The sequence below is a fragment of the Streptomyces sp. NPDC002640 genome (assembly GCF_053592575.1).
The window spans coordinates 49,385-60,815 of sequence record NZ_JBSFVZ010000009.1 but is presented as its reverse complement, the minus strand read 5'-3'; the positions used below and the strand labels follow the sequence as shown (position 1 = coordinate 60,815).

The 11,431-nt window shown below is 74.1% G+C and carries 8 protein-coding genes and 1 pseudogene; 2 read left to right on the top strand and 7 right to left on the bottom strand.

Annotated elements, in window-relative coordinates; all coding sequences use genetic code 11:
• Position 1: 1 nt before the first annotated feature.
• Positions 2-1,339 carry a crotonyl-CoA carboxylase/reductase gene (ccrA, locus tag ACWD3O_RS14280; protein ID WP_451416157.1) on the bottom strand — a complete coding sequence of 446 codons (1,338 nt, stop codon included), beginning with the start codon at positions 1,337-1,339 and terminating at the stop codon, positions 2-4.
• Positions 1,340-1,814: 475 nt separating this feature from the next.
• Here ccrA and ACWD3O_RS14275 point away from each other — a divergent pair, with 475 nt between their 5' ends.
• Positions 1,815-2,675: an endonuclease/exonuclease/phosphatase family protein gene (locus ACWD3O_RS14275; RefSeq protein WP_451416043.1), complete on the top strand. Its 861-nt coding sequence runs from the start codon at positions 1,815-1,817 to the stop codon at positions 2,673-2,675.
• Between the two features lie 121 nt (positions 2,676-2,796).
• On the opposite strand, the gene ACWD3O_RS14270 is transcribed toward ACWD3O_RS14275, so the two are convergent.
• Together ACWD3O_RS14270 and ACWD3O_RS14265 are read right to left on the bottom strand one after the other, a co-directional pair.
• Positions 2,797-3,615, bottom strand: a complete 819-nt coding sequence (locus ACWD3O_RS14270) for a TetR family transcriptional regulator (RefSeq protein WP_451411320.1) — start codon at positions 3,613-3,615, stop codon at positions 2,797-2,799.
• A 202-nt stretch (positions 3,616-3,817) separates the two neighbouring features.
• Positions 3,818-5,632, bottom strand: coding sequence for a 3-hydroxyacyl-CoA dehydrogenase family protein (locus ACWD3O_RS14265; protein WP_451416042.1), 1,815 nt, complete (start codon positions 5,630-5,632; stop codon positions 3,818-3,820).
• 350 nt (positions 5,633-5,982) lie between these two features.
• On the opposite strand from ACWD3O_RS14265, the pseudogene ACWD3O_RS14260 reads away from it, so the two are divergent.
• Positions 5,983-6,570, top strand: a pseudogene (locus tag ACWD3O_RS14260) (HEAT repeat domain-containing protein); the annotation flags it as partial.
• Here the strand turns inward: ACWD3O_RS14260 and ACWD3O_RS14255 are convergent.
• From ACWD3O_RS14255 to ACWD3O_RS14240, 4 genes are all read right to left on the bottom strand, one after another.
• Positions 6,558-7,046, bottom strand: coding sequence for an N-acetyltransferase family protein (locus ACWD3O_RS14255; RefSeq protein ID WP_451416156.1), 489 nt, complete (start codon positions 7,044-7,046; stop codon positions 6,558-6,560). The pseudogene ACWD3O_RS14260 and the gene ACWD3O_RS14255 overlap by 13 nt on opposite strands.
• Before the next feature lie 161 nt (positions 7,047-7,207).
• Positions 7,208-8,311, bottom strand: a complete 1,104-nt coding sequence (locus ACWD3O_RS14250; RefSeq protein ID WP_451416155.1) for a MerR family transcriptional regulator — start codon at positions 8,309-8,311, stop codon at positions 7,208-7,210.
• 207 nt (positions 8,312-8,518) lie between these two features.
• Positions 8,519-10,084 carry an alpha/beta hydrolase gene (locus ACWD3O_RS14245; protein ID WP_451416041.1) on the bottom strand — a complete coding sequence of 522 codons (1,566 nt, stop codon included), beginning with the start codon at positions 10,082-10,084 and terminating at the stop codon, positions 8,519-8,521.
• 197 nt (positions 10,085-10,281) lie between these two features.
• Positions 10,282-11,358, bottom strand: coding sequence for an Rv2578c family radical SAM protein (locus ACWD3O_RS14240; RefSeq protein WP_451416040.1), 1,077 nt, complete (start codon positions 11,356-11,358; stop codon positions 10,282-10,284).
• Between the last annotated feature and the right edge of the window lie 73 nt (positions 11,359-11,431).

Genomic DNA, 11,431 nt, shown 5'->3' with positions numbered 1-11,431 from the left:
CTCAGACGTTCCGGAAGCGGTTGATGGCGTCGACGTGCTGGGCGCGCATCTCGTGGTCGCGGACGCCCAGGCCCTCCTCGGGCGCCAGGCAGAGCACGCCGACCTTGCCCTGGTGCAGGTTGCGGTGCACGTCGTAGGTGGCCTGGCCGGTCTCCTCCAGGCTGTAGGTCCGGGAGAGCGTCGGGTGGATCTTGCCCTTGGCGATCAGGCGGTTGGCCTCCCACGCCTCGCGGTAGTTGGCGAAGTGCGAGCCGATGATGCGCTTGAGCGACATCCACAGGTAGCGGTTGTCGTACTGGTGCATGTAGCCCGAGGTGGAGGCGCAGGTCGTGATGGTGCCGCCCTTGCGGGTGACGAACACCGAGGCGCCGAAGGTCTCCTTGCCGGGGTGCTCGAAGACGATGTCGATGTCCTCGCCGCCGGTGAGCTCGCGGATGCGCTTGCCGAAGCGCTTCCACTCCTTCGGGTCCTGGGTGTGCTCGTCCTTCCAGAACCGGTAGTCCTCGGCCGCGCGGTCGATGATCAGCTCGGCGCCCATCTTCCGGCAGATCTCCGCCTTCTCCGGCGAGGAGACCACGCAGATCGGGGTGGCGCCGCCGGCCAGCGCGAACTGGGTGGCGTACGAGCCGAGGCCGCCGCTGGCGCCCCAGATCAGGACGTTGTCGCCCTGCTTCATGTTCGCGCCGTTGGTGGAGACCAGCTGCCGGTAGGCGGTGGAGTTGACCAGGCCCGGGGAGGCGGCCTCCTCCCAGGTCAGGTGGGCCGGCTTCGGCATCAGCTGGTTGGACTTGACCAGGGCGATCTCCGCCAGGCCGCCGAAGTTGGTCTCGAAGCCCCAGATCCGCTGCTCCGGGTCGAGCATGGTGTCGTTGTGTCCGTCGGAGGACTCCAGTTCGACGCTCAGGCAGTGCGCGACGACCTCGTCACCGGGGTTCCAGGCGTTGACGCCCGGGCCGGTGCGCAGGACGACGCCCGCCAGGTCGGAGCCGATGATGTGGTACGGCAGGTCGTGGCGCTTGGCCAGGTCGCTGGTCCGGCCGTAGCGCTCAAGGAAGCCGAAGGTCGACAGCGGCTCGAAGATGGACGTCCACACCGAGTTGTAGTTGACCGAGGACGCCATGACGGCCACCAGGGCCTCGCCCGGGCCGAGCTCGGGCAGCGGGACCTCGTCCAGGTGCAGGGACTTGCGCGGGTCCTTGTCGCGGGTGGCGAGGCCCGCGAACATCTCCGTCTCGTCCTTGTGCACGGTGATCGCGCGGTACGACTCGGGGAGCTCGATGGCGGCGAAGTCCTCGGACGAGGCGTTCTGCGACTGGATCGCGTCCAGGATGTCCTTCACGGTCACGGTGTTGCCTCCGGCGACGGGCGCCCGCTCGCGGGGCGCAGGGGGTACGTCGGTGCTGGTGCTGTTCGGTGGGGTGCCGTCGGTTCGGCGGGTGGTGCGGCAGCGCGTGGTGGCGCGGTGGATGCCTGTGACGCAGGCGCCCGGACGCACGGGGCATCGCCCCGGGGGACACCCGTCGCACCTGGGGTTCCGCGGTGCGCCGGCCGTCCGGACATCCCCAACGTATGGCACGGCGTGACGGTTGACAAGGCACTGAGTGCCACAAGTTGCGCTCAGGTGAAATCTTTACGCAACAAACGAGCGATGATCGATCAGAGGCCGTCCAGGGGGCCCGCCCGATCGATGATCGATCAATATTTGCAAGGGTGGTGAGGGGTTCAGAGGGCGTTCGGACGATCGTCCACAGCGGTTGGCCGACGTCCCGCAGACTCGCCGGGACCCGTCCCGACGCCCCGAAACGAGGGAGTAGATGACACTCCGTGCCACCGACCTGATCCCCGGCCGACGCAGTGTGCTGGCCGCCGCGCTGGGAGCGCTCGGCGGAGCTCTGGCCGCCGCGCCCGCCGTCGCCGCGCCGTCCGCCCTGACCCCGGTCCGGGTGCTGACGTTCAACGTCCACCACGGCGCGGACGCCGGCGAGGTGTTCGACCCGGAGCGGGTGGCGCGGGTGATCGAGGAGACCGGCCCGGACGTGATCGCGCTCCAGGAGGTCGACCGGCACTGGGGGGCGCGCAGCGACTGGACCGACCTGGCCGCCGAGCTCGGCCGGCGGCTGCGGATGCGGCACGTCTTCGGCGCCAACCTCGACCTCGACCCGCCCGCCGAGGGCGCGCCCCGCCGCCAGTACGGGACGGCGGTCCTCACCCCGTGGCCGATCCTGTCCTGGAGCAACACCCCGCTGCCCAAGCTGGCCGGTCACGAGCAGCGCGGGCTGCTCCAGGCGGAGATCCAGGTCCGCGGCGCCCGGCTCCGCCTCGCCGGCACCCACCTGCAGCACGACAACAGCCCCGAACGCCAGCTGCAGGCCGCGCGGATCCGGGAACTGCTCGGTGACGACGCCCGCCGGACCGTGCTGGCCGGGGACCTGAACGCCCGGCCGGACGCCCCCGAGATCCGGGTGCTGACCGATCTCCTGACGGACACCTGGACGGTCGCGGGCGAGGGCGACGGGTTCACCTACGGCTCGCTCGACCCGTACACCCGGATCGACTACCTGCTGGCCTCCGAGGACGTCCGCGTGGTCCGGGCCGCCGTGGTCGGCCTCGATCCGGGGGCCTCGGACCACCTGCCGGTGCTGGCCGACCTGCTGGTGGCGCCGGGGGTCCACTGAGCGGCGGCGCGGTTCGCGGCCGGGGCGGCGGCGCGGTTCGCGGGGCGGTCGGCGGCGCGGTTCGCGGCGCCTTCCACCGCGGGGGAAGGCGCCGGGAGGCGGGGAAGGCCCCGGGGAGCGCTCAGGCGCGGTCCCGCAGGGCCTTCTCGATGGTGTGCATGATCTCGTCCAGCGGCGCGTCCACCCGGGCCACGGTGACCAGCACCTCGCCCGAGGCGGAGACCGAGGCCGCGTCCGGCGAGGTCCGGCCGGAGTCGTCCCGGCCCGCGCCGATGCCGCGGCCGAAGGTCCGCCGGACGATCGCGAACGCGTGGTCCAGCTGCCGCTCCACGTCGCCCTGGCCGTCGGCCCGCAGCCAGCGCCGCAGCACGTGGTTGTGGGCCGTCACCACCGCGGAGGCGGCCACCTCGGCCAGCAGCGGGTCGTCGTTCGCGTCGTCGGCGTGCGCCTTCTCGTCGAAGTGCCCCAGCAGGTAGCGGGTGAACAGCCGCTCGTAGCGGGCCACCGAGGCGATCTCGGCCTCGCGGAGCGTCGGCACCTCGCGGGTCAGCCGGTAGCGGGCCACCGACACCTCCGGGTGGGCCGCGTACATCCGCATGACCTCCTTGATGCCGCGGCACACCGTGTCCAGCGGGTGCTCGTGCGCCGGGGCCGCCTTGAGCACGGCCTCGGCCCGGACCAGGGTGTCGTCGTGGTCCGGGAAGATCGCCTCCTCCTTGGAGCGGAAGTGGCGGAAGAAGGTGCGCCGGGCCACGCCGGCCGCGGCGGCGATCTCGTCGACGGTGGTCGCCTCGTACCCCTTGGTGGAGAACAGCTCCATGGCCGCCGCCGCCAGTTCGCGGCGCATCTTGAGCCGCTGGGCGGCCGCCCGGCTGCCCGCGGTGCTCTCCGGGGCGTCGGCCGCGGCGGGGGATCGTGTCGACTTGGCGGGGTGGGACATGCCCCGAACGTACTCCATCCGCGCACCCCGATGTGCGCGCCCCGGACTTCCCCGGCCGGGGGCGGGCGGCGAGGCCGCGGGAGGCCCGGGCGGGAGGGGCGCCGCCGGGTCCGGGGGAGGGAAGCCGGGGCGGTCCAGCAGGCCGCCCCAGTCCCCGGGGGACTCCTCGTCCCCCGGGGCCCGGCCGGGGCCGGGGCGGGGCTCAGCGCCGGGCATGTTCGCGGAAGCCGCGGCCCGTCTTCCGGCCCAGGCAGCCCGCGGCCACCAGGTGCTCCAGGAGCGGCGCCGGGGCCAGGCCCGGGTCGCGGAACTCGCGGTGCAGCACCTTCTGGATCGCCAGCGAGACGTCCAGACCGACGACGTCCAGCAGCTCGAACGGGCCCATCGGGTAGCCGCCGCCCAGCTTCATCGCGGCGTCGACGTCGTCCAGCGTGGCGTAGTGCTCCTGGACCATCTTCACGGCGTTGTTGAGGTACGGGAACAGCAGCGCGTTGACGATGAAGCCGGCCCGGTCGCCGCAGTCCACCGGGTGCTTGCGGATCCTCCGGCAGACCTCGAGGACCGTGGCGTGCACGTCGTCGTCGGTGAGGACGGTGCGGACCACCTCGACCAGCTTCATCGCCGGGGCCGGGTTGAAGAAGTGCATCCCGATGACGTCGCGCGGGCGGGAGGTGGCGCGGGCGCAGGCCACCACCGGCAGCGAGGAGGTGGTCGTCGCCAGGATCGCGCCGGGCCTGCAGACCTTGTCCAGGGTGGCGAAGAGCTGCCGCTTGACCTCCAGGTCCTCGGCGACGGCCTCCAGGGCCAGGTCGACGTCGGCGAAGGCGTCGTAGCTGCCCGCCGGGGTGATACGGTCCAGGACCTGCGCCGCGTCCTCGGCCGTCATCCGGCCGCGGTCCACCGAGCGCGCCAGCGACTTCCCGATGCGCGTCTTGGCGGCGACCGCCTTCTCCTCGCTGCGGGCCGCGAGGACCACGTCGTAGCCGGCCTTGGCGAACACCTCGGCGATGCCGGACGCCATGGTGCCGGAGCCCGCGACGCCCACCGAGCGCACCGGCCGGCCCGCGCCGGTCTCGGCGTCCTGGCGCGGGGTGAGCGCGTCCGGGACGACGGTGGCCGAGCCGGGGGCCTCGTAGGTGTAGAAACCGCGGCCCGACTTGCGGCCGTCGAGGCCGGCGTCGCTGAGCTGGCGCAGGATCGGCGCCGGGGCGTGCAGCCGGTCGCGGGACTCCTGGTACATGGCCTCGAGCACGGTGCGCGCGGTGTCGATGCCGATCAGGTCCAGCAGGGCAAGCGGGCCCATCGGCAGGCCGCAGCCGAAGCGCATCGCCGCGTCGATGTCCTCACGGGAGGCGTACCGGGACTCGTACATCGCGGCGGCCTGGTTGAGGTAGCCGAACAGCAGGCCGTCGGCGACGAAGCCCGGGCGGTCGCCGACCTTCACCGGCTCCTTGCCCAGCTCGGCCGCCAGGTCGGTCACGGCGGCGACCGCGGCCGGGGCGGTGAGCACCGAGGAGACCACCTCGACCAGCTTCATCGCCGGGGCCGGGTTGAAGAAGTGCAGGCCCAGCACGCGCTCCGGGCGGGCCGAGTCGGCCGCCAGCCGGGTCACCGAGAGGGCGTTGGTGCCGGTCGCCAGGATCGTCTCGGGGCGGACCACGTCGTCCAGGGCGCGGAAGATCCGCTGCTTGACCTCGTACGACTCCGGGGCCACCTCGACGACCAGGTCGGCCGGGGCGGCGTCGGCGAGGTCGGCGGAGGTGCGCAGCCGGGCGAGGATCCGCTCGCGCTCCTCCTCGGTCAGCCTGCCCCTGGCGACGGAACGGGCGGTCGAACTCTCCAGCGCGGCGGTGGCGCGGGCCGCCGCCTCGGGGTCGACGTCGATGCCGACGACCTCGCGGCCGGCCCGGACCAGGATCTCGGCGATGCCCGAGCCCATGGTGCCGAGGCCCACCACGGCGACGGTCCGGAGGGAGGAGGCGCTGTCGGAACGGGACAGGGAAGAGGGAGCGGCCATGACGGACTCCAGGAAGGCGTGAGGTGACGGCTGGAACGCACACCGGCGGCGAGGGCCGAGGGGCGTGCGGAGATGAGGAGTTGGCAGGCGGCCGGCCATGAGCGGCCTCTGCCCGTGCCGCCCGGTCCTGTCCCGGGACCGGGTCGTGCGGCGTTGCTGCGGTACCGCGGAACCGTACCGAACCGACTGCTCGCGGCGGCTGCGTCACCAGGCCGCTGCGAGGAATGCGAGGGGTGCTCGCTCGAATGAGCTTAACCCGTGAGTAGTGAGCGCGCCAGACCGTCCGGGGCGCCGCGATGTGTGATCCCGCTCCCACGGGGGCGGGTGATTTGCGTAGGGTTGGGCGAGTGATGGACGACGAGGGTCAACTGGCGGTGCTGGAGGCCCGGTTGCGGGCCGAGTCCGGGGGAGGGTTCGCCCACCGGAGGCTGGTGTCGGACGCGTCGGCGGCGGAGCTCGCGGAGTTGCTCGGCGAACCCGGGCATCCGCTGTGGGCACGCGAGTTGGCCGCCTTCCGGCTCGGACTGGCCGGTGACGGGCGGGCGTTCGAGCCACTGGTGCTGCTGCTCAACCACCGCGACGCCCCGCGGTGCGCGTCGGCCGCCTACGCGCTGGCCCGGCTGGGCGACCCGCGCACCGGGCGGGCGGCCGCGGCACTCGCCACCAACGAACTGCGGGTCGGGTACGCGCTGCACCCGGTGCGGCTGCTGGTGGCGCTGCGGGCGCCCGAGGCGGTCCCCGCGCTGGTGACCGTGCTGGAGCGGCGGCTGGCGGCGGACCGCGATCCGCACCGGGAGGTCGCCCTCGCCTGCGTCGAAGGGCTCGGCGCGCTGGGGGACGGGCGGGCGCGCGACGTGCTCGAGCGCGCCCGGGACTCCGGCCGCGCGGAGCTGGCCGCCGCCGCGCGGGCCGCGCTCGGGGCGCTTCAGGCGGAGGGCGGCGAGGAGGTGCCCGTCGAGGTGGCCGTCGACCCGGCCGCCGAGGTGCCCGTCGAGGTGGCCGTCGACCCGGCCGGAGCCGGTGCGGGCGACGCGGCCGAGGGGGCCGGGCGCACGTAGCGGACCTCGGGGACGTCCACGCCGTCCACGGTGAAGGGCTCCTCGGCGCCGTCGGGGGCGAAGCCGTGGCGCTCGTAGAAGAGCCGGGCCGCCGTGTTGTCCCGCACCACCCACAGGTAGGTGTCGCCCTCGGCGGGCAGGCAGCCGTGGAGCAGGGCGCTGCCGAGCCCCGCACGGTGGTGGGCGGGGTCCACGTACAGGGTGTACAGCTCCCAGCCGGCCTCGTCCCCGCGGTGCGGACCGCGGCAGGCCCAGCCGACGACCCGGCCCTCCCGCTCGGCGACGAGGTTGACGACACCGGGGCCGGCGCCCTCCAGGAGCTCGCGGTGGTGCTCCGCCGCCGCGACGGGGTCCATCCGGTCCAGGTAGGCCTGCGGCATCAGCCCGCGGTAGGCGTGCCGCCATCCGGCCGTGCGCACCTCGGCGACGCCCGGGCAGTCCTCGACCGTCATCTCTCTGATCACCGGGCCATCATGCACGCTCCGGCGCGCACGGCCACCAGGGATTTCGGGGCGGCTCAGGCCACCAGCAGACGGAGACCGAGCTCCGCCGCGTCGAGGCCGACGAGGTCGCGGTTGCGCTCGGCCCACCGGCCCGAGGCCAGGTCCTCGCCCAGGCGCTCCACCGCCCGCCGCTCGGCCTCCGGCCCGACCCGCGTCCACACCGACACCGCGCGGCGGACGTGCTCCTCCAGGTAGGCCTCCGGCCGCCGCCAGTACGCCTCGAAGAAGCCGTCGGCGCAGTCCCACGGGACCAGCACCGGCTCGATCCGGGCCCAGACGGCGTCCGCCAGCTCGTCCACCGCCGGTCGGCCGGCGACGAGACGGGCCACCTCGGGCAGGTAGTCGCGGGTCAGCCAGAACCGGTGCAGCCAGCCGGCGTCACTGGTGTCGTGCGTGAACACCACCACCCGGCGGGCCACCCGCCGCATCTCCCGCAGGCCCGCCACCGGATCGTGCCAGTGGTGGACCGTGCTGAAGGCCATCGCCGCGTCGAAGGAACCGTCCGCGAACGGCAGCCTCTCGGCGGTGGCCGCCACGCACGGCGCCGCGTCCGCGGGGCGCTGCGCCCGCATCACCGCCGACGGCTCCACCGCGACCACCTCGCGGTCCAGGGGCTCGTAGGAGCCGGTGCCCGCGCCGACGTTCAGCACCGTCCGCGCGTCCCCCAGGGCCTCCCGGACCCGCGCGGCGATGCGCGGCTCGGTGTGCCGGGTCGCCGGGTAGGCGGACCCGATGGCCTCGTAGAGCTGCGCGCCGAACACCTGCAGCTGCTCCTGCGGCGTGGTCCTGATGCCCATGGCCCGTGCCTCCAGTTCCCTGTCGATGGCCGTCACCATGGCGGCCGCGCGGTCCCGCTGCTCCAGCAGCAGGCCGCGCAGCCGGCGCAGGCGCGCGACCGTGTCGGTGGCCGGGTCGTCGACCAGGTCCGCGATCTCCCGCAGCCCGAACCCCAGCCGTCGGTAGGCGAGCACCTCCCGCAGCCGCTCCACGTCGGCCGCCGCGTACGCCCGGTACCCGGCCGTGGTGCGCGCGGACGGGCGTACGAGGCCGATCTCGTCGTAGTGATGCAGCGTGCGGACGGTCACGCCGGCCAGTTCGGCGACCCGTCCCACGGTCATGTGCTCCTCCACGCCCCCGACGATGCGGCATCACGTCACGTGAGGGTCAAGCACCCTCCGCGCGGCAGGGCGGCGAGCGGCGGCGGCGCGGCGGCGACGCGGCGGGGCCATGGCGGGCACGGCGCCGACGGGGCTGAGGACGGCACGGGCGGACGACGGCACGGGCGTCGCGGTGTGCGCGACGCCCGTGCGGGAGGCCGACGGCGCTCAGCGGCGCGGGAGCGGCCAGGGGTGGGGCGGGGTGAACCGGCGGGTGGAGTCCGCGGCGGGCTTCGGGTCGGCCAGGGCCGGGCAGGTGGCGTCGGCCTCACCGGCGGTGCGCCGGGGGACCGTGCCGTCGGCGAGGTACGCGGCGAGGTGGCGGTCGAGGCACGCGTTGCCCGCCAGCGAGACGCCGTGGTTGCCGCCGCCCTCCTCCACGACGAGGGAGGACCTCCGCAGCAGCCGGTGGGTGCGGACCGCGCCCGCGTACGGCGTCGCGGCGTCCCCCGTCGACTGCAGGATGAGCACCGGCGGCAGCTTGTCGTTGCCGACGTCCACCGGCTTCCGGCCCTTCACCGGCCAGAAGGCGCACGGCGCGTTGTACCAGGCGTTGCTCCAGGTCATGAAGCGCGCCTTCTTGTGCACCGCGTCGTTGTCCGAACGCCACCGCGCCCAGTCGCGCGGCCAGGGAGCGTCCCGGCACATCACGGACGTGTAGACGCTGTAGCCGTTGTGCCCGGCGGCGTCCACCGCGCCCACCGACCGGTAGGCCTCGGCCAGGGGCGCCTCCTCGCCCTTCACCGCGTAGGCGGAGAACACCCGGGCCAGCAGCGGCCAGTAGCCGTTGTGGTAGCCGCCGGGGAGGAACAGGTCCTCCAGCTCGGCCGGGCCGACCACGCCCCGGGCCGGCTTCGCGGCGACCGCGGCCCGCATCCGGTACCAGGCGGCCTCGACCCCGGCGGCGTCGGAGCCCAGCCCGTAGACCTTGTCGTGCCGGGCGACCCAGGCGGTGAACGCCCGGTGCCGTTCCTCGAAGGCGATGTCCTGCTGGAGGTTGTTCTCGTACCAGACGCCGGCGGGGTCGACCACCGAGTCCAGCACCATCCGCCGCACCCGGTCCGGGTGGAGCTTGGCGTAGACCGCGCCCAGGTAGGTGCCGTACGAGTAGCCCAGGTAGTTGATCTTCCGGGCGCCGACCGCGCGCCGGATCCACTCCAGGTCCTTCGCGGCGCTGACCGTGTCGATGTACGGCAGGAGGTCGCCGTGCTTCGTCCGGCAGGCGTCGGCGAAGGCGCGGGCCCGCTCCAGGTTGGTCCGCTCCAGGGCCGGGGTGGACGGGACCGGGTCCGGGCGGACCGGGTCGAAGTAGCCGGGAAGGCAGTCCAGGGCGGGCCGGGACCTCCCGACGCCCCGTGGGTCGAAACCGATGACGTCGTAGCGGGACGCGACGGACTTCGGGAGCCCGGAGGCGACGAAGCCGGCGAGGTCCACCCCGCTGCCGCCGGGACCGCCGGGGTTGACCAGCAGCGGACCGAGCGACTTCCCCGCGGTGTGCGGAACGCGCGCGAGGGCCACGGTGATCTTCCGGCCGCCGGGATCGGCGTGGTTCAGCGGCACCTGGACGTCGGCGCACTGCAGCGTGGGGGCCTCCTCGGTGCCGCACTTCTTCCAGGCCGGCCCGGCCGCGCCCTGCGGGGCGGGCCCCGGGACTGCCTGGACGGGAGGTACGGCGGTCAGGGCCGAGGCCAGCGCGACGGCGGAGCCGCAGAGGGCGGCGGCGCGTTTCTTCATCAGTCTCCCCGGGGTCGGCGGCCGTGCGTGCCACGGCCCAGGGCGCATCGTGCCGTCCGGGACGGGGAGGAAGGAGATGTTTCGGGCGGAGTTGACCCGTTCGGGTAGCGCCGGTGCCGCCGGGCGGGGCAGTTCGCGCGGCGCCCCGGCGCCCCGGCGCCCCTGCGCCCCGGCGTCCGGGCGCCCGGCGTCCGCGGTCAGAGCAGCGACAGCTGCACCGGGCCTTCGGAGGCCGGGGCGGAGTCCGAGACGGAGTCCGAGGCGGAGGCCGGGGCCGAGTCCGCGCCGGGACGCGGGCTCCGGATCCGGCGGCGGGCCGCCCCGCCCTCCGGTCCGATGCCGTACTCGCGGGCCAGTTCGTGCACCTGCCGGGTGATCCGGCGCTGGTACCAGGTCGGCGCGTAGGCCCCGCCCGCGTACATCCGCTCGTACCGGCCCACCAGCTCCGGGTGGTGCTCGGCCAGCCAGGCCATGTACCACTCGCGGGCCCCCGGACGCAGGTGCAGGACCAGCGGGGTGACCGAGGTGGCGCCCGCCTCCGCGATCGCCCGCACGGTGGCGCGCAGCTGCTCCGGCCGGTCGCCGAGGAAGGGGATCACCGGTGCCATCAGCACCCCGCAGCCGATGCCGTGCTCGGTGAGGGTGCGGACCACGTCCAGGCGGCGTTCCGGTGCGGGCGTGCCCGGCTCCACCGTGCGCCACAGCTCGCGGTCGACGAAGCCCACGGAGACGTTGACACCCACGTCGGTGACCTCGGCCGCCTGCTCCAGCAGCTCCAGGTCGCGCAGGACGAGCGTGCCCTTGGTCAGGATCGAGAACGGGTTCGCGCGGTCGCGCAGGGCGGCGATGATCCCCGGCATCAGGCGGTAACGGCCCTCCGCGCGCTGGTAGCAGTCCACGTTGGTGCCCATGGCGATGTGCTCACCGTGCCAGCTCCGGGAGGCCAGCCGGGCGCGCAGCAGCTCGGGCGCGTTCAGCTTGACCACGATCTGCGAGTCGAAGCCGATGCCGGTGTCGAGGTCGAGGTAGCCGTGCGTCTTGCGGGCGAAGCAGTAGACGCAGGCGTGGGTGCAGCCGCGGTAGGGGTTCACCGTCCATTCGAACGGCATCCGGGAGGCGCCCGGCACCCGGTTGACGATGGAGCGCGCCCGGATCTCGTGGAAGGTGATGCCACGGAACTCGGGGGTGTCGAAGGTGCGGGTGGTCACCGAGTCCGCCCCGAACAGGGCGGGGTCCGTCCGCCCGGACTCCGGCGTGAGGTTGTCCCAGCGCATGCAGGCCTCGCTTGTCGGTCGTTGCGAACAGCGATAATAGAACACGTGTTCCCTTGATCGTGCGGACCGCACA